Source organism: Aurantimonas litoralis (assembly GCF_026153195.1).
GTDB lineage: Bacteria > Pseudomonadota > Alphaproteobacteria > Rhizobiales > Rhizobiaceae > Aurantimonas > Aurantimonas coralicida.
The window spans coordinates 44,331-63,002 of sequence record NZ_JAPFBM010000011.1 but is presented as its reverse complement, the minus strand read 5'-3'; the positions used below and the strand labels follow the sequence as shown (position 1 = coordinate 63,002).

Below are 18,672 nucleotides of genomic sequence, written 5' to 3'. Positions count from 1 at the left end.
ACGCGGCGGTGGACGGATCGCCTCCGCCGGTCGTCGCGAAGGGGCGGCAAAGCCTTGCGAAGCGTGCCCGGGGCGATGATAGCTGATCCGTGTCGCGACGAAGAGGTGTCCCCTTGCTGCAAGCCCTGACCGCCACCTTCCTGTGCCAGCTCGCCGGCGAAGCGATCACCATCGCCACCGGCCTGCCCCTGCCCGGCCCGGTCATCGGCATGGCGCTGCTGTTCGCCCTACTCCTCATCAAGCGCAAGGTGCCGGACGATCTGGGCAAGGTCGGCGACGGCCTGCTGTCGCATCTGTCGCTGCTGTTCGTGCCGGCCGGCGCCGGGATCATGATGCATGTCGGGCGGCTGGAGGGGGAGATCCTGTCGGTGGGGGTGACGCTCGTCGTCTCGACGCTGGCGACCATCGCCGTCACCGCCTTCCTGATGAACCGGTTCGGCCCGGGCCGGAAGGCGGCGCGCCGTGGGTGAAACACTCGTCGACGTCTGGGTCTATCTGGCCGCCAGCCCGCTCCTGTTCCTGACCATGACGCTGTTCGCCTATCAGGCCGCGACCTGGCTCTACCGCAAGGCCGGCTCGACCGCGCTGCTCAACCCGGTGTTCCTGACCGTGGCGGCCATCGTCGCGGTGCTGACGCTGACCGGCACCAGCTACCCGACCTATTTCGAAGGGGCGCAGTTCATCCATTTCCTGCTGGGGCCGGCCACCGTGTCGCTGGCGATTCCGCTCTATCGGCAGTTCGATCGGGTGCGCGAAAGTGCGCTGGCGGTTGCGGCGAGCCTGTTTGCCGGAGCGCTGACGGCCCTCGCCTCGGCGATCGGGCTCGGCTTCCTCCTGCGGGCGGATGCGGTGAGTCTGGTCTCGATGGCGCCGAAATCGGTCACGGCGCCGGTGGCCATGGGCATCGCCGAGAAGCTCGGCGGCCTGCCCTCGCTGACCGCGGTGTTCGTCATCGCGACGGGGATTCTCGGCGCCTCGCTGGGACCGGTACTGCTGGATCTCATGGGGATTCGCGATCCGGCGGCGCGGGGCTTTGCCATGGGCACGGCCTCGCACGGCATCGGTACGGCCCGGGCCCTGCAGGAGAGCGAGATCGCCGGGGCCTTCTCGGGCCTCGCCATGGGCCTCAACGCCCTGGCGACGGCAATCATCCTGCCGCTGCTCTGGACGTTCCTGTTCTAGCTTGGGGAAATTATCGTTCGGTCGCCGCGCCTAGCGCAGCAGGCCCTTCACCACGGTGGAGGCCTTGCCCATGTCCATCTTGCCCGGATAGCGCTCCTTGAGGGCGTTCATGCAGCGCCCGACATCGCGCAGACCGCGCGACTCAGTGTCTTCCACCACTTCGCGGCAGGCCTGTTCCATCTCGCCGGAATCGAGCTGCGGCGGCAGCAATTCGCGAATCACCGCGATTTCGCGGCGCTCTTGGTCGGCCAGCGCCGGCTGGCCGGTCTCGTCGAAGCCCTTGGCCGATTCGATCCGCTGCTTGATCATCTTCGACAGGATCTGCAGCACCTCTTCGTCGCTGACCGGATCGCGCCCGGCCGTGCGATTGGCGACGTCGCGATCCTTGATGGCGGCGTGGATGAGCCGCAGCGTGGAGCAGCGGGTCTTGTCCTGGCCATTGGTCGCGGATTTGAGGGCGTCCGCAAGATGCTCGCGCATGGGATCTTTGTCTTTCAGGTTTCGTGAACAGTCTGCATGACCGACGAATGCCACCAGTCCGATACTAATCCATACCTAACGGATGAAAAGGTAAAGCCGGGTCCGGGCGGCGATTCCAGCCTCGGCACAGGAGAGTGCCGCTGGTCCATGTCTGATCGGGCCGTCAAGGCCGCCGTTTTGCAATCCTGTCATCGTGACGATCTGCGCGAATGCCGGTCCGGCACCCGCCGGCTTCCTGCCGTGCAGCGTGGCGCGCATGTAGAAAATCGCGGAAGACTCCGCAAGGTCCCTTGCAACGACCGCCGTCTCGGCAGATATCGCGGGGACATGCCGGCGCCGATCGAAGGCCTGCCGATGCGACGCTGCGGCCGCGATGGCTGGCCCGGCACGGACCCACAGACGAAAGAGGCGCCCCATGACCGAAGGCTGGACAATCCGCAAGCCGACCGCAGTTCTGGTGCTGGCAGACGGGACGGTCATTGACGGTTTCGGTCTCGGCGCCACCGGCGCGATCGAGGGCGAGGTGTGCTTCAACACCGCCCTCACCGGCTATCAGGAGATCCTCACCGATCCCTCCTATGCGCGGCAGATCGTCACCTTCACCTTCCCGCATATCGGCAATGTCGGCGCCAATGACGAGGACCAGGAGGATCTGGTCCCGGCCAATGCGACCGGCGCGGTCGGCGCGATCTTCCGGGCCGATGTGTCCGAGCCGTCGAACTACCGCTCCTCCGGCCACCTCAATGCCTGGCTCAAGGAACGCGGCGTCATCGCCCTATCCGGCGTCGACACCCGCGCCCTCACCGGGCTGATTCGCGAAAAGGGTGCCGTGAACGCCGTGATCGCGCACGAGCCGGACGGCCAGTTCGACATCGACGCCCTGAAGGCGCGCGCTGCCGCCTGGGGCGGCCTTGTCGGCCTCGATCTCGCCAAGGAGGCTGCGGGCTCCGAAGCGGTGATCTGGGACGAGAAGCCCTGGGTCTGGAATGCCGGCTACGCCTCCGAGGCCGAGCCGCGCTACACCATCGTCGCCATCGACTACGGCACCAAGCGCAACATCCTGCGGCGGATGGCCGGCGAAGGCGCGCGGGTGATCCTGGTGCCGCCGACGACCAGCGCCGAGGATATCCTCGCCCACAATCCCGATGGCGTGTTCCTGTCGAACGGCCCGGGCGATCCGGCGGCGACCGGCGATTACGCCGTGCCGACCATCAAGGCGCTGATCGAGAAGGACGTGCCGGTCTTCGGCATCTGCCTCGGCCACCAGATGCTGGCGCTGGCGCTCGGCGCCCAGACCGAGAAGATGCATCAGGGCCACCACGGCGCCAACCATCCGGTGAAGGACTTCACCACCGGCAAGGTCGAGATCGTGTCGATGAACCACGGTTTCGCCGTGGCGGCCGATTCGCTGCCCGAGGGTGTCGAGGAGACCCATCGCTCGCTGTTCGACGGGTCCAATTGCGGCCTGCGCCTCACCGGCAAGCCGGTGTTCTCGGTGCAGCATCATCCCGAGGCTTCGCCCGGCCCGCAGGACTCGCATTATCTCTTCGACCGGTTCTTCCGGATGATAGACGAGCACAAGGGCCGCAAGGCCGCTGCCTGAGAGCGGCAACGGCCGATGGCGACGAATACCGCAACCCGGCTGACCGGCTGCCGTCCCAGTCCGCGGACGGGATGGCTGGCCAACCGGACGGCGACGCACCGCCGCACCGGCGGCCACGCCCGTCGGTTTTCTCGCCCCGGCCGACGCGATAGCATGGGCCCGGACCCCGTTCTGCGGGCCGCCCGACAGCGGCCGGCCGCAGACGCGCCGGTCCGGTCACGGGAGGCCCCATGAACCCTGATGACTTCAGGGCCTGGCGCAAGGCGCTCGGCCTCAAACAGAAAGATGCGGCCGAAAAGCTCGGCCTGAAGAAGCGGGTCATCCAGTATTACGAAAAGGGCGCCCGCGACGGAAAGAGCGTCGAAATCCCGAAGACCGTGGAGCTGTCGTGCCTGGCGCTGTCGCTCGGCATCGAGACCTATGACGGCCGCGGCCTGCCACGCAGTGCCTCCGAACTGATCTCGGCCAAACCGCCCCGCCCGGACGCGTGAGCGCCGTGCCGGCCAGACAGGCTCGGGACGCCGTCTTCCCGCCCCTGCCGACCGGCCGATCGCGTCGCGCACAAGATTCCCGACGATCCACCCTTTCGCCATCCGCGCCGGTTGCCTATAAGCCGGCCTCAGCCTCGACAGAACCTGAAGCGACCGGCCGTCACATCGTGCAGCCGGGCTTTTGGCGCGCAACATAACCGGACGAAGCCTCGCCATGCCAAAGCGTACCGATATCAAGTCCATTCTCATCATCGGCGCCGGCCCGATCATCATCGGGCAGGCCTGCGAGTTCGACTATTCCGGCACGCAGGCCTGCAAGGCGCTGAAGGCGGAGGGCTACCGGATCATCCTGGTCAACTCCAATCCGGCCACCATCATGACCGACCCGGATCTGGCCCACGCGACCTATATCGAGCCGATCACGCCGGAAGTCGTCGCCAAGATCATCGCCAAGGAGCGGCCGGACGCGCTGCTGCCGACGATGGGCGGCCAGACCGCGCTCAACACGGCGCTGTCGCTGCGCCGCATGGGTGTCCTGGAGAAATACGGGGTCGAGATGATCGGCGCCGATGCCGACGCCATCGACAAGGCCGAGGACCGCGCGCTGTTCCGCGAGGCCATGGCCAAGATCGGCCTGGAGACCCCGCGCTCGCTGCTGGCCAACGCCACCGACGCCAAGTCGGCCGACCGCAAGGTCCACGACACCCGCCGCGCCGAGATTATTGCGACCATCACCGACGAGGCCGAGCAGGACGCGGCCCTCGCCGCGCTGGAGCACGAGTGGCTGATCGGCGAGCCCGACCGAAAGCAGCGCTACATGACGCGGGCACTGGCCGCGGCGGCAGAAGCGCTCGAGGAAGTCGGCCTGCCGGCGATCATCCGGCCGTCCTTCACCCTCGGCGGCACCGGTGGCGGCATCGCCTACAACCGCTCGGAGTTCTTCGAGATCGTCGAGGGCGGCCTCGACGCCTCCCCGACGACCGAGGTGCTGATCGAGGAGAGCGTCCTCGGCTGGAAGGAGTACGAGATGGAGGTCGTCCGCGACAAGGCGGACAATTGCATCATCGTCTGCTCCATCGAGAACATCGACCCGATGGGCGTCCATACGGGCGATTCGATCACCGTCGCGCCGGCGCTGACGCTGACCGACAAGGAATACCAGATCATGCGCAACGCCTCGATCGCGGTGCTGCGCGAGATCGGGGTCGAGACCGGCGGCTCGAACGTGCAGTTCGCCGTCGATCCGCAGACCGGCCGCCTCGTCGTCATCGAGATGAACCCGCGCGTGTCGCGCTCCTCCGCCCTCGCCTCCAAGGCGACCGGCTTTCCGATCGCCAAGGTCGCGGCCAAGCTCGCCGTCGGCTACACGCTCGACGAGCTGGAGAACGACATCACCGACGGTGCGACGCCGGCCTCCTTCGAGCCGTCGATCGACTATGTCGTCACCAAGATCCCGCGCTTCGCCTTCGAGAAGTTCCCCGGCTCCGAGCCGATCCTGACCACGGCGATGAAGTCCGTCGGCGAGGTCATGGCGATCGGGCGGACCTTCGAGGAATCGCTCCAGAAGGCGCTGCGCGGCCTCGAGACGGGTCTGGACGGCCTCGACGAGATCGAGATTCCGGGCATCGGCGAAGGCGACGACAAGAACGCCATCCGCGCCGCGCTCGGCACGCCGACGCCGGACCGGCTGCTGATGGTCGCCCAGGCGCTGCGCATGGGCACCTCGCCGGAGCAGGTTCACCAGTCGTGCAAGATCGATCCCTGGTTCATCGCCCGCATCAAGGCGATCATCGACCTGGAAGAGAAGATCCGCACCCACGGCCTGCCCGACGACGCCGACAATCTGCGCTTCCTGAAGTCGGTGGGCTTCTCCGACGCGCGGCTGGCCAAGCTGATCGGCGGCGAGACGGCCGATGTCTCGGCCCTGCGCGACCGGCTCGACGTGCACCCGGTCTACAAGCGGATCGACACCTGCGCGGCAGAGTTCGCCTCGCCGACGCCCTACATGTACTCGACCTATGAGCGGGCCTTCGCCGGCGAGATGCGCTCGGAGGCAGCCGTCACCGACGCCAAGAAGGTGGTCATCCTCGGTGGCGGCCCGAACCGGATCGGCCAGGGCATCGAGTTCGACTATTGCTGCTGCCACGCGGCCTTCGCGCTGCAGGACGCCGGCTACGAAGCCATCATGATCAACTGCAACCCGGAGACCGTGTCGACCGACTACGACACGTCGGACCGGCTGTATTTCGAGCCGCTGACCGCCGAGGACGTGCTCGAGGTCCTGAAGGCCGAGCAGACCGCCGGCACGCTGCATGGCGTGATCGTGCAGTTCGGCGGCCAGACCCCGCTGAAGCTCGCCGAAGCGCTTGAGAAGGCCGGTATCCCGATCCTCGGCACCTCGCCGGACGCCATCGACCTCGCCGAGGACCGCGACCGCTTCCAGCGGCTCCTGAACGAGCTCGGCCTGCGCCAGCCGCGCAACGGCATCGCGCGCTCGGTGGACGAGGCCCGTGAGATCGTCGCCCGCATCGGCTATCCGGTCGTCGTGCGTCCGTCCTACGTGCTGGGTGGCCGGGCCATGGAGATCGTGCGCAACGAGGCGCAGTTCGAGCGCTACATGCACACGGCCGTGGTCGTGTCCGGCAAGTCGCCGGTGCTGATCGACTCCTATCTGTCGGACGCCATCGAAGTGGATGTCGACTGCCTCAGCGACGGCACTTCGACCTATGTCGCCGGCATCATGGAGCATATCGAGGAGGCCGGCATCCATTCGGGCGACTCGGCTTGTTCCCTGCCGGTCCACTCGCTGTCGACGGAGATGACCGACGAACTGGTCCGCCAGACCCGCGAGATGGCCCTGGCGCTGAAGGTCGGCGGCCTGATGAACGTCCAGTTCGCCATCAAGGACGATGTGGTCTACGTCCTCGAAGTGAACCCGCGCGCCTCGCGCACGGTGCCCTTCGTCGCCAAGACCATCGGCGCGCCGATCGCCAAGGTCGCCGCCCGGATCATGGCCGGCGAGACGCTGGACGCGGCCTTTGCGGCCTATGGCGGCGCACCGGACCCGCGCGCTTTGAAGCACATCGCCGTCAAGGAAGCGGTCTTCCCCTTCGCCCGCTTCCCGGGCGTCGACACGCTGCTCGGCCCCGAGATGCGGTCGACCGGCGAGGTCATGGGCCTCGACTACGATTACGCCGTAGCCTTCGCCAAGTCGCAGCTCGGCGCCGGCGTCGACCTGCCCCAGGAGGGCACGGTGTTCATCTCGGTGAAGGAAGCCGACAAGGAGCGCAGCCTCGCGCCGGTCAGCCGGCTCTACGAGATGGGCTTCAAGATCATCGCCACCGGCGGCACCCACCGCTTCCTCGCCGATCGCGGCATCGCGGCCGAGAAGATCAACAAGGTGCTGGAAGGTCGTCCGCATATCGAGGACGCCATCCGCAACCGGCAGGTGCAGCTCGTCCTCAACACGACGGAGGGCGCCAAGGCGCTGTCGGATTCGCGCTCGCTGCGCCGCGCCGCGCTGATCCACAAGGTGCCCTACTACACCACGCTGGCGGGCATGGTGGCGGCCGCGGAGGCCATCGCGGCCCTGCGGAAGGGCAATCTTGAAGTTCGGCCGTTGCAATCGTACTTTAATGCTGCCTGATTGAAACGGCGCCCGACGCCCTGGCGCCCGGGCGTTCTTCAATCCGGATAACCAAGCTGGTTCCAGCGACCCCGGTCGTATGGGACCGGTTTGTTATTGTGCTCCGGCCTGGCGCGTTCGCCGTCCGGCAATCAAAGAATAATGCAGATGCTGCGGCAGGGCCGCGCATCGGAAAGGTGGAGGCCATGGAAAAGGTCCCGATGACGAACCACGGTTACGACGCTCTGCGCGAGGAGCTCCGTCGTCGCCAGCAGGAGGAGCGTCCGCGGATCATCGCGGCGATTTCCGAGGCGCGCGCCCATGGCGACCTGTCGGAGAACGCCGAGTACCATGCCGCCAAGGAATCCCAGAGCCTGAACGAGGGCCGGATCTCCGAACTGGAAGACCTGACGGCCCGCGCCGAGGTCATCGACGTGACCAAGATGTCCGGCGCGACGATCAAGTTCGGCGCCACGGTCAAGCTGATCGACGAGGACACAGAGGAAGAGAAGACCTACCAGATCGTCGGCGATCAGGAAGCCGACGTGAAGAAGGGCCGCATCTCGATCTCCTCGCCCATCGCCCGTGCGCTGATCGGCAAGACCGACGGCGACACGATCGAGGTCGCCGCCCCCGGCGGTGCCCGCTCCTACGAGATCATCGAGGTCCGCTGGGCCTGATCGCTTCTGTCTCCGCCCGCCTGTCGGCGCCGCGCCCCGGCGCACGCTAAGACAGGCGGGCCCTTCCAAGACCGGCAGGCGGACGCGTTTCGCGCCCGCCGCCCCTGCCCGGCAATCGCAGAAGAACGGCCGCCATGGACATCCGGGACGTCGAGGTCATCGCCCCGAACTTCAAGCGCCGGCTGTCGGGCGTCACCTCCACCATCGTCCAGCTGCTGCCGCTGCAGGCCCGCACCCTCGGCATCGCCACCATGGGTCCGGACGTCCTGCCTGACGGCGTTCCCCGCTTGCCCTGGTCGGCGCTGCCGAAGCTCTGGACCCGGCCGCGCCATCGCCGCCACCGCATCTGGCATGCCCGCCGCAATATCGAGATGATCGCCGGCATCGCCCTGCGCGACATGCTCCGCATGCCGCTGAAGCTCGTCTTCACCTCGGCCGCCCAACGCCATCACAAGGGCCTGACCCGCTTCCTCATCCGCCGGATGGATGCGGTGATCGCCACCAGCGCCCGCAGCGCCGCCTTCCTGCAGGTGCCGTCGCGAATCGTCATGCATGGCATCGATCTCGACCGTTTCAACCCGCACGGTCCGCTCCCCGATTGTCCGCAGGGACAGGCGCTCGAAGGCCGCAGGATCGTCGGATGCTCCGGCCGCATCCGGCACCAGAAGGGCACCGACCTCTTCGTCGAGGCGATGATCGGGCTCCTGCCCGCGCGGCCGGACTGGACCGCGGTCATCACCGGTCGCACGACCGCCGAACACGCCGCCTTCGAAGCAGGCCTTCGACAGCGCATTGCCGAGGCCGGGCTTGCCGACCGCATCCTGCTTCTCGGGGAAGTCGCGGACGTCACCGCGTGGTTCCGGCGGTTCGACCTCTATGTGGCGCCGCCGCGCAACGAGGGGTTCGGCCTGACGCCGCTGGAGGCGATGGCGAGCGGCACGCCGGTGGTCGCCAGCGACGCCGGCGCCTTTGCCGAGCAGATCGTGGAGGGCGTGACCGGCCGCGTAGTGCCGGTGGGCGACGCCGGCGCACTGGCGGATGCCATTGCCCCCTATCTGGACGACGCCGCGCTTCGGAAACGCGCCGCGGAGGCGGGCCTCGCGCGGGTCACGGAAGCCTTTCCGCTGACGCGGGAAGCTGCGGAAATCCGCGAGGTCTACGAGACGCTCTGGTCGTCGTAGCGGCCAATGCGCGCTGCCATCGCATCGCGCGATACCGGCAGGACGGCGGTGAACGCCGCCGCGTCGAAACCTGCCGGGCGAAACTCGACATCGGCGAGCCGGCGTGCCTGCACCAGCGCCAGCCGGAGCTGCGTGCCGATCCGCCGGCCGGTATAGGGCAGATTGGCCCAGCTCAGCGGCAGGCGCTGGCGAGGCTGATGGATCGACGTCTGAGTCGACAGGCCGACATCGAAGCCGCGCTCTTCCAGGAGATGAACCTGCATGGTCGCCGCCGGCTCGACCTGCGCCATCGCCAAGCGACACACGCCGAACATGAAGGCGTCCACCGGGGCGGCTTGCGTGTCGGCCCGTTCCAGCAGCGCGCGGGCGCCGTTCTGCGAGACGTAATAGGCGCCTGCACCCGATTTCTCGCGCACCAGTTCGGTGAAACGAACCCCGCCGACCGTCCTGCCGCCGCCCTTGCGAAAGAACTTGCGGCGGCCGACCGTCTCGAAATTGACGAGGTCGAAACCGCTGGCTGCAGCGTTTGCGGCGGCCTGCGGGAAATGCGTGCCGAAGACCGTGTCGTCCTCCAGGACGATCAGGCCGTCCTCGCTGGCTGCCGCCCGCTCCCACAGCCTGCGATGCGAGAGGAAGGCCGCCAGCTCCGGCCGGGTCATCGGCCGCTCCCAGCCTGTGGACAGGCGCCCATAGGTCGCGTCGTCGATATCGGCGACAGTGCAGGCCTCCTGGCGATGCACGTCCAGCCCGATTGCGTCAGCCTGCACCTCGATGAGCGCCCGGCGTTCGCGGGCGCCGGCGAGATTGATGAACCAGATGTCGGGCATGGCGCGCACCGTTGTTGTCTCAGTCCGTCCAGACCGACGGGAAGAGCAGGATCAGCACCGTCACCAGTTCGAGGCGGCCGAGCAGCATCACGACCGACAGGGTCCACAAAGCCGGGTCCGGCAAGGAAGCGAAATTGCCGGCCGGTCCGATGATCTGGCCAAAGCCCGGGCCGACATTGGCGATGGCGGTGAGCGTGCCCGAAAAGGCGGTGATCAAGTCGAGCCCGAACATGGTCAAAAGGACGGTGCCCAGCAGCAGCGTTCCGAAGAACAGGAAGAAGAAGATCGTCACCGTCTGGATCGTCTCGGACGAGATGTCGTCATTGCCGTATTTCAGCCGGATGATGGCGTGCGGGCGCACCAGCCGGCGGAAGCTGGAGCGCACGAGGCGATAGAGGATGACGAGACGGTTGGCCTTGATGCCGCCCGAGGTCGAGCCGGCGCAGCCGCCGAGGAAGGTGGCGAGGAAGAACAGGCCGATCGCGGCGTTCGACCACAGCGTATAATCCTCCGAGGCAAAGCCCGTGGTGGTGATCACCGAGACCAGATTGAAGGCCGACGAGATCAGCGCCTCGCCGAAGGGCGTGTCGTTGACCACCCGCCGGGTCACCGCGATGGCGAAGCTCAGGACGAGGCAGATCATCAGGAAGACGGCGATCTGCGGGTCGCGCCAGAGCTGGAAGCGCCGCGGCAGGAAGGCGCGGATGTAGATGACGAAGGGCAGCGCGGCGAGGATCATGAAGAGCGTCGCGGCGACGAGGATGCTGTTGCTCTCGAAATAGCCCATCGACGCGTCGTGGGTGGAATAGCCGCCCGTCGCCATGGTGGTCATGGCGTGGTTGACCGCATCGAAGAAGCTCATGCCGAGCGAGGTATAGGCGGCGGTGCACAGGATGGTGAGCACCGTATAGGCCGCGATCAGGCCGCCGGTCAGCTGGTTCACCCGCGGCAGCACCTTGTCCGACTTGTCGGAGCTTTCCATGTGGAACAACGCCAGGCCGCCGGCGCGCAGCGACGGCAGGACCAAGAGCACCATGCCGATGATGCCGATGCCGCCCAGCCATTGCAGCAGCGAGCGCCACAACAGGAGGCCGCGCGGCAGGGCGTCGAGGCCGGAGATCACCGTCGAGCCGGTGGTCGTCAGGCCGGACATGGATTCGAAGATTGCCCCGGCGAAGGTCACGTTGACGGAGGCGATGTAGATCGGCAGCGCGCCGATCAGCGTGGCGAAGAGCCAGACGCTGGTGACGAGCTGGAAGCCCAGCCGCTGGGTGAATTTCGGCCGATCGCCGCGGGTGGCCGTGGCCAGCAGGATGCAGATCATCCCGACCAGCAGGCTGCAGCCGACGAAGACGCGCCAGTCCTCGTTCTCGTCGGCCAGGTCGACGAGCGCGGGAATGAGCATCGCGGCCGCGAGTCCCAGCCCGAAATTCGAGGTGACGTACGCGATGGTCCTGAAAATGGAAGGGCTCCGGGACGTGGCATCTTCGGGAGGCGAAGGCCTCGCGTAAAGCGGTCTCTTACCCCCTCGGCGCGCGCTCGGCAATCGAGCGGGGGATGACCGACGCTACGGCAGGCGATCATGTTGCAGCCCCGCATCCCCTCGTCTATTGAACGGGCGGGCGGCCGTCGCCATCTGCCGGACGCCAATCCAGCGAGGCCCATATGACCGAACGCCATGCGGAAATCCTGATCGTCGGCTCCGGCCCGGCAGGCTACACCGCCGCCATCTACGCTGCGCGCGCGATGATGAAACCGCTGCTCGTCGCCGGCCTCCAGGAAGGCGGCCAGCTGACGATCACGACCGATGTCGAGAACTATCCGGGCTATGCCGATCCCGTCCAGGGTCCCTGGATGATGGAGCAGATGAAGGCGCAGGCGCTCAATGTCGGCGCCGAGATGGCCAGCGACCTGATCGTGTCCGCCGATCTCGACCGGCGGCCGTTCCGCCTGACCGGCGATTCCGGCACGGTCTACACCTGCGACGCGCTGATCATCGCGACGGGCGCCCAGGCCAAATGGCTAGGCCTGCCCAGCGAGGACCTGTTCCAGGGCTTCGGCGTCTCGGCCTGCGCAACCTGCGACGGCTTCTTCTATCGCGGCAAGGACGTGGTCGTGGTCGGCGGCGGCAACACCGCCATCGAGGAAGCGCTGTATCTGTCGCACATCGCCAAGTCGGTGACGCTGGTGCATCGCCGTGACGAGTTCCGCGCCGAGCGGATCCTGCAGGAGCGCGTCTTCAAGACCGACAATATCGAGATCGTTTGGAACAGCGAGATCGACGAGATCCTCGGCGAGACCAAGCCGATGAAGTCGGTTACCGGCGTGCGGCTGCGCGATCGCGTCACGGGTGAGACCAGCGAGCGGGCAACGCATGGCGTCTTCGTCGCCATCGGCCATGCGCCGGCGGTCGAACTGTTCACCGGCAAGCTGAAGCAGAAGCCGTCCGGCTATCTGTGGGTCGAGCCGGGCACCACGCAGACCTCGGTTCCGGGCGTCTTTGCGGCGGGCGACGTCGCCGACGACGTGTACCGTCAGGCGGTGACGGCTGCGGGCATGGGCTGCATGGCAGCGCTCGAAGCAGAGAAATGGCTGGCCGTTCAGGCCGTGGAAGACAAGCGGCAGGCTGCCGAGTAGCTGATGCGGGCAGGCATCGTGCCTGCCGGGCCTCAGGCCGTCCGGGGATAACGACCTATGGCTCTCGACTGGGATAAACTGCGGATCTTTCACGCCGCCGCCGAAGCGGGATCGTTCACCCATGCGGCGGACGTCCTGAATCTCAGCCAGTCGGCGATCAGCCGGCAGGTCGCGGCGCTGGAGCAGGAAGTCGGGACCCCCCTCTTCCACCGCCATGCCCGCGGCCTGGTCCTGTCGGAACAGGGCGAATTGCTGTTCCACACCGCCAGCGACGTCCTGAAGCGGCTCGAGCAGGTGCGCATGCAGCTCACCGAGACGCGCGAGAAGCCGACCGGCAAGCTGCGGGTGACGACCACGGTGGGTCTCGGCTCCGGCTGGCTCACCGAGCGCGCCAAGGAGTTTCTCGAGCTCTATCCCGATCTCGAGCTGCAGTTGGTCTTCGACAACGAGGAAATCGACCTCACCATGCGCAAGGCCGACGCGGCGATCCGCCTGCGCCAGCCGCAGCAGCCGGACCTGATCCAGCGCCGCCTGTTCACGGTGCATCTGCATGTCTATGCGTCGCCGGCCTATCTGAACCGCTTCGGCACGCCCGAGACGGTCGAGGATCTCGACAACCACCGGATCATCACCTTCGGCGAACCGGCCCCGAACTATCTGCGCAACCTGAACACGCTGGAGACGGTGGGCCTGCCCGACGGCAAGAGCCGCAGCCCGATCCTGCAAATCAACAATCTGATGGCGATCCGCTCGGCGATCGAAAGCGGCATCGGCCTGGCGCTTCTGCCCGACTACATGATCGACAAGCGGGTGAAGCTGGTGCAGGTGCTGCCGGAGATGGAGATGCCGACCTTCGACACCTATCTCTGCTATCCCGAGCAGATGCGGAACGCCGCCAAGCTCAAGGTGTTTCGCGACTTCCTGATTTCCAAGGCGCGTACCTGGGCCTTCTGAGGGACGGGCTGCGCCGCCTTCTCCCGTAGTAGGGAGGCGCGACGTGCGTAGCTGGAAACCCGGCGATCGGCACGGTGCGAACGAACGCCCCGTGCCGCGCGGCGATCAGCGCCGCGAAGGGAAACCGAGCGGGTCGGTCCCCGCCAGTCGCTACATTCCGGCCTTTTCGGTGATGCCCTTCAGCCCGGCGTCGTAGATGCCGAGCATGACCTCTTCCGCCTCGGCATCGGTCGCGCCCTTGGCATCGAAGCTGCCGGTCCAGCTGATCTGCGAGCCCTCGCCCGCTTCCGTTACCGTGATGGTCGATTCGTAATTGTCGACCGGTAGCGGGCCCTCCACGGCGGTGTAGGTGTAGCTCATGGCATCGTCGTCCCAGGCCACGAGTTCCTCGACGATCATGGCGCCGTCGCCGAGCGTCAGCGTGCGGCGGGTCTTGCCGTCGGCCTCGGCCTCCTTGCATTTGGCCACCGCCGGATGCCACGCGCCGATCCCGCAAAAATCACCGATCGCAGCCCAGACCGCGGCCGGCTTGGCATCGACCTCGACCGTCCGGCCGATATCGAGCGCGTAGGCCGGCGCCGCCAGCATCGTCGTCGCCGCGGCCACTCCCAAGGTCAGTTTGCGCATATGTCGTCTCCTCCGCACGCACGGCACGGCCGCGCGTCATTGCAGTGCCCGTGGTCCAAGCTAGTTCGAACCACCGGAACTGGAAGGGCGCGACAGGTGATCGGAGCCGTGGACGAGAAATGCCGGCCGCCCCTCCCCGCCAAGATCCGGCGAGCAGGCAAAAAAATGGGCGGCACTGAGGCCGCCCGAAATTTGGCTGGAGTATCAGGCCATGAAAACCTGATGTCGTTCAAACGTGGCCGATACCGGATGGTTGCATCCGGGTCGTCGATTCCGTGAATCATGCGGATTCCGGCCAAAGCGGAGGCGGAACTGTTCGCACCCGCAACCAATGCAGCACGGTGGCGTTAGGGGAGCGGGGCGCGATCTTACGACCGCAGGCGGGCAGTCGCCCGCCCAGTGGCAAGACGGCGCAGTCAAATTTCGACCTCAGGAGTCACATTCATGTTTCGCGACAAGCCTACCGCCTACGATCGCCTGTCCGACGCACTCAGCGACATCGGCGAGCGTCTCGCGGAGATCGAGGAGCGTGCGGTCGAGACGGTCCGCCCGCGCCCGACGCGCACCGAGCGCCTTCGCCGTTCGTTCGATCGTGCCAACCCGTTCCATTCCGAGCCGACGGGCCTCGCCCGCTACCTGCCGGATTTCGCCACGGGCTGGAGCCTGCCGAGCACCGACGAAGCCCGTCGCCATGCGCGCTCGCTGCGCGACAGCGCCGAGCACGGCGCCCATGACGCCCGCGGCTATTTCGACGACGCGCGCAATTATCTCTCCAGCGTCCGCCTGCCGCGCTCCATCCGGCGCAGCGAGCCGGAGCGGGTTCTCGACAGCCTGCGCGCCCGGCCAGAACTGACCGGCCTCCTCGTCGTCGGCGGCGCGATCGCCGTCGTCGGTGCGGCGTATTTCGTCACCAAGAAGGTGCAGGAGCACACCGAGGAGCCCGATTACGACGTCGTGCGCGACGATGGCGAGATCCAGATCCGCGACTATGACGGCATGGTCGTCGCCGAGACGGTCAAGAGCGGCTACCACGAGAAGGCGCGCCGCAGCGGCTTCGAGACGCTGTACGACTACATCGCGGCGAAGAGCCGGTCGGGCAAGAAGATCGCCATGACCAGCCCGGTGCTGCAGCAGCTCGCCGAGGGCGACGGCCACACCAAGGGCTGGGCCGTCCGCTTCATCATGCCGAAGAAGTACACGCGGGCCAGCCTGCCGGAGCCGACCAATACCGGCGTCACGCTGAAGGAAGTGCCGGCACGCCGCATGGTGTCGATCTCCTTCTCCGGCAATTTCAACGCCACGCTGGCCAGCAAGCAGCTGATGAAGCTCTACAATTATCTGGCGGACAACAACCTGACCCAGAAGGGCGATCCGGAATACGCCTTCTACAACCCGCCCTGGACGCCGGGCTTCATGAAGCGCAACGAGATCCTCATCGAGATCATGCGCTAACAGTCATCGCAGTGACCGGAACCCTACGGAAACCCGGTCGCCGCGCCGATCCCGAGCAAGACCGGAAAGCCCGCCGCGCGCGGGCTTTCTTCTGCTCGGCAGGAAATCCGTACAATTCGACACATTAACTAGAGATCGGCTTTCCGCTCAGGCCACCACTGAACATGTTGCAATTTCTTTTGCGCTCGTCTTGACTGTTCTCATCTGAACAATCGCTGGAGTGTATGAGCATGAAGCGACTTGTTGCTTTGCTGACCGCGGGGAGCAGCCTGCTGTTCGCCGTCTCGCCATCCATGGCGGATGGAAGCCGGGCCATCTCCTGCTACCAGCCGGTGCATCAGCCGGCGGAATACGCATCGGTCGCGGAAACCGTGATGGTGCGGCCCGCCGAGACCGTCTACGAGACGGTGCCGCCGGTCTATGGCACCGAGAAGCGCCACGTCCTCGTCGAGCCGGAGCGCGTCGTGCGCAGCGTCGTGCCCGCCCGCTACGAGACCGTCGCCCGCAAGGTGCTCATCCATCCGGCCCGGACCGTCCACCGCTCCTCCCCGCCCGTCTATCGCAAGGTCGCCGAAACGGTGATGATGCATCCGGCGACCGAGCGCTGGGAATGGCGGGTGATCAACGGACACCGGGTCTATTGCCGCGTCGCCGTGCCGGCGCGCTATGCCACCCGATATCGCAAGGTCGTCGTCGATCCCGGCGATAGCTGGACCGAGACGATCCCGGCCGAATACGGCGTCGAGCATGTGCGGGTGGAGGTCGAGCCGGCCCGCACCCGCGAGCATCTCATTCCCGCGCGCTACGAGACGGTCCGCGAGAGGGTGGTGCTGGAACCGGCGCGTTCGGTCGCACGCACCATTCCGGCCGAATACGATACCCGCCACCGCCGGGTGAAGGTGCGGGAAGGCCGCTCCGGCTGGCAGCAGGTGCATCTGCGCAACTCCTGCTGAAGGCAGGCGGGCCGCACGCATACCATCGACGTGAGAACTGGCCGGGCGCATCGTCCGGCCAGTTTGCGTTAGCGGCAGGCGCCATTCGCGGCGGTGGCCATCCGCGGACATTCGCGAATCTGGCCAGCGGCCTGGCCGGTTGTCTTCGCAGATCGATTCAACGCGGGCGGCGGCTCGCGCGTCCTGCCCGCGGCCACCGACCAGTCAGCAGGAAACGCTCAGACCTTGATGACGTAGTGCTTCTTGGTCGGCTCCACGACCTTCCAGCGTCCCTTGAAGCCGGGGCGGATGACGAAGCTGTCGCCGGCCACGAGCTTGACCGGCTCGCACCCGTCCTCGGTCAGGACGGAAACGCCTTCCAGGATGTGGAAGAACTCCCACTCCTCATAGTCGATGTCCCACTCGCCGGCGGAGGATTCCCAGATACCGGCGTAGAGACCGTCGGCGGTCTCCTCCATGTTCCAGGTCTTGTTGCTCGGGCGGCCGCTGCGGATCTTGTCCTTGTCGGGCGCGCCGGTCTCGACGGGCACCAGCGCCTTGTCGAACCGGACAAAATGTTCGGTCATGTCGGTCTCCTTCGTCGATCAGCGACGGCCAGAAAGCGCGGCGCGCGCGAGGCGTTCCCGCCATCGCAGAGAAAAGGGCCGGTCGCACGAAGCGACCGGCCCTTTCCGGATGGTTCAAGTGGCGACGATCAGACCTTGGCGAGCGCCTGGTCGAGATCGGCGATGATGTCGTCGACATTCTCGATGCCGATCGACAGGCGCACCACGTCCGGCCCGGCGCCCGCCGCGATCCGCTGCTCGTCGGCGAGTTGCTTGTGGGTGGTCGATGCCGGGTGGATCACCAGCGAGCGGGTGTCGCCGATATTGGCGAGATGCGAGAACAACTCCAGCGCTTCCACGAAGGTGACGCCGGCCTCGAAGCCGCCCTTCAGGCCGAAGGTGAAGACGGCGCCGGCGCCCTTGGGCGAATATTTCTGCATCATTGCGTGGTTCGGATGGTCCGGCAGCCCCGAATAGGACACCCAGCTCACCTTCTCGTGGCCCTGCAGATGCGCCGCGACGGCCTTGGCGTTGTCGCAGTGGCGCTGCATGCGCAGCGGCAGCGTCTCGATGCCGGTCAGAAGCATGAAGGCGTTGAAGGGCGAGATCGCCGGTCCGAGATCGCGCAGGCCGAGAACGCGGCAGGCAATGGCAAAGGCGAAATTGCCGAAGGTCTCGTGCAGGACGACGCCGTTATATTCCGGCCGCGGCTGCGACAGCATCGGGTAGCGGTCGTTCGCCGACCAGTCGAAGGTGCCGGCGTCGACGATGGCGCCGCCCATGGAATTGCCGTGGCCGCCCATGAACTTGGTCAGCGAATGCACGACGATGTCGGCCCCGTGCTCGATCGGCCGGCAGAGATACGGCGTCGCCATGGTGTTGTCGACAATCAGCGGGATGCCGTGCTTCTGGGCGATGGCCGAGATGCCGGCGATGTCGACGACGATGCCGCCGGGATTGGCGATCGACTCGATGAAGATCGCCTTGGTCTTGGGAGTAACCGCCGCCTCGAAGCTGGCGAGATCGTCCGGATCGGCCCAGTTGACGGTCCAGCCGAACGACTTGAAGGCGTGGCCGAACTGGTTGATCGAACCGCCATAGAGCTTGCGCGAGGCGACGAACTCGTCGCCCGGCTGCATCATCGCCTGGAAGATGATGAGCTGCGCGGCATGGCCCGACGCCACGGCCAGCGCCGCGGTGCCGCCTTCGAGCGCGGCGACGCGCTCTTCCAGCACCGCCTGGGTCGGGTTCATGATGCGGGTGTAGATGTTACCGAACTGCTGGAGCCCGAACAGCGAGGCGGCGTGGTCGACATCCTCGAAGACGAAGGACGTGGTCTGGTAGATCGGCGTCGCCCGGGCGCCCGTCGCCGGGTCCGGCTGCGCGCCGGCGTGGATCGCCAGGGTCTCGAAATTCGGTCCGCTCATCTGTCTCT

General features: G+C 66.7%; 17 protein-coding genes. 11 read left to right on the top strand and 6 right to left on the bottom strand.

Annotation, left to right across the window (positions count from 1 at the left end):
* Positions 1-113: 113 nt before the first annotated feature.
* A complete protein-coding gene (locus N7I30_RS18985; protein WP_491391586.1) occupies positions 114-470 on the top strand; it encodes a CidA/LrgA family protein in 357 nt (118 codons plus the stop codon).
* A complete protein-coding gene (locus N7I30_RS18980; protein ID WP_024351284.1) occupies positions 463-1,182 on the top strand; it encodes an LrgB family protein in 720 nt (239 codons plus the stop codon). The genes N7I30_RS18985 and N7I30_RS18980 overlap by 8 nt, the downstream gene beginning before the upstream one ends.
* Positions 1,183-1,212: 30 nt before the next feature.
* Here N7I30_RS18980 and N7I30_RS18975 read toward each other — a convergent pair whose 3' ends face one another.
* The gene (locus N7I30_RS18975) at positions 1,213-1,662 is read right to left on the bottom strand and encodes a GatB/YqeY domain-containing protein (protein ID WP_024351285.1); all 450 of its coding nucleotides are present in this window, start codon (positions 1,660-1,662) and stop codon (positions 1,213-1,215) included.
* A gap of 415 nt (positions 1,663-2,077) precedes the next feature.
* On the opposite strand from N7I30_RS18975, the gene carA reads away from it, so the two are divergent.
* The 5 genes from carA (at position 2,078) to N7I30_RS18950 (ending at position 9,242) form a co-directional block, all read left to right on the top strand.
* Positions 2,078-3,265: a glutamine-hydrolyzing carbamoyl-phosphate synthase small subunit gene (carA, locus tag N7I30_RS18970; RefSeq protein WP_491391585.1), complete on the top strand. Its 1,188-nt coding sequence runs from the start codon at positions 2,078-2,080 to the stop codon at positions 3,263-3,265.
* Positions 3,266-3,495: 230 nt separating this feature from the next.
* On the top strand, positions 3,496-3,756 hold the full coding sequence (locus N7I30_RS18965; RefSeq protein WP_024351288.1) for a helix-turn-helix domain-containing protein: 261 nt from the start codon (positions 3,496-3,498) through the stop codon (positions 3,754-3,756).
* A 214-nt stretch (positions 3,757-3,970) separates the two neighbouring features.
* Positions 3,971-7,402 (top strand): carbamoyl-phosphate synthase large subunit, encoded by a 3,432-nt coding sequence (gene carB / locus N7I30_RS18960; RefSeq protein ID WP_483213250.1) that lies wholly within the window; start codon positions 3,971-3,973, stop codon positions 7,400-7,402.
* A 185-nt stretch (positions 7,403-7,587) separates the two neighbouring features.
* Positions 7,588-8,061: a transcription elongation factor GreA gene (greA, locus tag N7I30_RS18955; protein ID WP_024351290.1), complete on the top strand. Its 474-nt coding sequence runs from the start codon at positions 7,588-7,590 to the stop codon at positions 8,059-8,061.
* Between the two features lie 134 nt (positions 8,062-8,195).
* Positions 8,196-9,242: a glycosyltransferase family 4 protein gene (locus N7I30_RS18950; RefSeq protein ID WP_491391781.1), complete on the top strand. Its 1,047-nt coding sequence runs from the start codon at positions 8,196-8,198 to the stop codon at positions 9,240-9,242.
* Here N7I30_RS18950 and N7I30_RS18945 read toward each other — a convergent pair.
* Positions 9,218-10,069 (bottom strand): glycosyltransferase family 25 protein, encoded by an 852-nt coding sequence (locus tag N7I30_RS18945; RefSeq protein ID WP_491373341.1) that lies wholly within the window; start codon positions 10,067-10,069, stop codon positions 9,218-9,220. The two genes, N7I30_RS18950 and N7I30_RS18945, sit on opposite strands and share 25 nt — an antisense overlap.
* A gap of 19 nt (positions 10,070-10,088) precedes the next feature.
* Positions 10,089-11,474: a TrkH family potassium uptake protein gene (locus tag N7I30_RS18940; RefSeq protein ID WP_024351293.1), complete on the bottom strand. Its 1,386-nt coding sequence runs from the start codon at positions 11,472-11,474 to the stop codon at positions 10,089-10,091.
* Positions 11,475-11,734: 260 nt separating this feature from the next.
* Here N7I30_RS18940 and trxB point away from each other — a divergent pair, with 260 nt between their 5' ends.
* Together trxB and N7I30_RS18930 are read left to right on the top strand one after the other, a co-directional pair.
* Positions 11,735-12,706 carry a thioredoxin-disulfide reductase gene (gene trxB / locus N7I30_RS18935; RefSeq protein ID WP_024351294.1) on the top strand — a complete coding sequence of 324 codons (972 nt, stop codon included), beginning with the start codon at positions 11,735-11,737 and terminating at the stop codon, positions 12,704-12,706.
* Positions 12,707-12,763: 57 nt separating this feature from the next.
* Positions 12,764-13,660 carry a LysR family transcriptional regulator gene (locus N7I30_RS18930; protein WP_024351295.1) on the top strand — a complete coding sequence of 299 codons (897 nt, stop codon included), beginning with the start codon at positions 12,764-12,766 and terminating at the stop codon, positions 13,658-13,660.
* Between the two features lie 150 nt (positions 13,661-13,810).
* Here N7I30_RS18930 and N7I30_RS18925 read toward each other — a convergent pair whose 3' ends face one another.
* Entirely contained in the window at positions 13,811-14,287 is a 477-nt protein-coding gene (locus N7I30_RS18925; protein ID WP_277026589.1) for an SRPBCC family protein, read from the bottom strand.
* A gap of 444 nt (positions 14,288-14,731) precedes the next feature.
* On the opposite strand from N7I30_RS18925, the gene N7I30_RS18920 reads away from it, so the two are divergent.
* Both N7I30_RS18920 and N7I30_RS18915 read left to right on the top strand, forming a co-directional pair.
* Positions 14,732-15,739: an SOUL family heme-binding protein gene (locus N7I30_RS18920; RefSeq protein WP_210310180.1), complete on the top strand. Its 1,008-nt coding sequence runs from the start codon at positions 14,732-14,734 to the stop codon at positions 15,737-15,739.
* Between the two features lie 230 nt (positions 15,740-15,969).
* A complete protein-coding gene (locus N7I30_RS18915; protein WP_491390051.1) occupies positions 15,970-16,692 on the top strand; it encodes a hypothetical protein in 723 nt (240 codons plus the stop codon).
* A gap of 218 nt (positions 16,693-16,910) precedes the next feature.
* Here the strand turns inward: N7I30_RS18915 and N7I30_RS18910 are convergent, their stop codons facing one another.
* Together N7I30_RS18910 and N7I30_RS18905 are read right to left on the bottom strand one after the other, a co-directional pair.
* Entirely contained in the window at positions 16,911-17,258 is a 348-nt protein-coding gene (locus tag N7I30_RS18910; RefSeq protein ID WP_277028320.1) for a cupin domain-containing protein, read from the bottom strand.
* A 128-nt stretch (positions 17,259-17,386) separates the two neighbouring features.
* A complete protein-coding gene (locus tag N7I30_RS18905) occupies positions 17,387-18,664 on the bottom strand; it encodes an O-acetylhomoserine aminocarboxypropyltransferase (RefSeq protein ID WP_188076185.1) in 1,278 nt (425 codons plus the stop codon).
* Between the last annotated feature and the right edge of the window lie 8 nt (positions 18,665-18,672).

What these genes read in the sequence shown, in the direction of transcription:
- N7I30_RS18975 (WP_024351285.1), bottom strand. Translation starts at nt 1,662, where the DNA reads ATGCGCGAGCATCTTGCGGACGCCCTCAAATCCGCGACCAATGGCCAG.
- carA (WP_491391585.1), top strand. Translation starts at nt 2,078, where the DNA reads ATGACCGAAGGCTGGACAATCCGCAAGCCGACCGCAGTTCTGGTGCTG.
- N7I30_RS18965 (WP_024351288.1), top strand. Translation starts at nt 3,496, where the DNA reads ATGAACCCTGATGACTTCAGGGCCTGGCGCAAGGCGCTCGGCCTCAAA.
- carB (WP_483213250.1), top strand. Translation starts at nt 3,971, where the DNA reads ATGCCAAAGCGTACCGATATCAAGTCCATTCTCATCATCGGCGCCGGC.
- greA (WP_024351290.1), top strand. Translation starts at nt 7,588, where the DNA reads ATGGAAAAGGTCCCGATGACGAACCACGGTTACGACGCTCTGCGCGAG.
- N7I30_RS18950 (WP_491391781.1), top strand. Translation starts at nt 8,196, where the DNA reads ATGGACATCCGGGACGTCGAGGTCATCGCCCCGAACTTCAAGCGCCGG.
- N7I30_RS18945 (WP_491373341.1), bottom strand. Translation starts at nt 10,069, where the DNA reads ATGCCCGACATCTGGTTCATCAATCTCGCCGGCGCCCGCGAACGCCGG.
- N7I30_RS18940 (WP_024351293.1), bottom strand. Translation starts at nt 11,474, where the DNA reads ATGCTCATTCCCGCGCTCGTCGACCTGGCCGACGAGAACGAGGACTGG.
- trxB (WP_024351294.1), top strand. Translation starts at nt 11,735, where the DNA reads ATGACCGAACGCCATGCGGAAATCCTGATCGTCGGCTCCGGCCCGGCA.
- N7I30_RS18930 (WP_024351295.1), top strand. Translation starts at nt 12,764, where the DNA reads ATGGCTCTCGACTGGGATAAACTGCGGATCTTTCACGCCGCCGCCGAA.
- N7I30_RS18925 (WP_277026589.1), bottom strand. Translation starts at nt 14,287, where the DNA reads ATGCGCAAACTGACCTTGGGAGTGGCCGCGGCGACGACGATGCTGGCG.
- N7I30_RS18920 (WP_210310180.1), top strand. Translation starts at nt 14,732, where the DNA reads ATGTTTCGCGACAAGCCTACCGCCTACGATCGCCTGTCCGACGCACTC.
- N7I30_RS18915 (WP_491390051.1), top strand. Translation starts at nt 15,970, where the DNA reads ATGAAGCGACTTGTTGCTTTGCTGACCGCGGGGAGCAGCCTGCTGTTC.
- N7I30_RS18910 (WP_277028320.1), bottom strand. Translation starts at nt 17,258, where the DNA reads ATGACCGAACATTTTGTCCGGTTCGACAAGGCGCTGGTGCCCGTCGAG.
- N7I30_RS18905 (WP_188076185.1), bottom strand. Translation starts at nt 18,664, where the DNA reads ATGAGCGGACCGAATTTCGAGACCCTGGCGATCCACGCCGGCGCGCAG.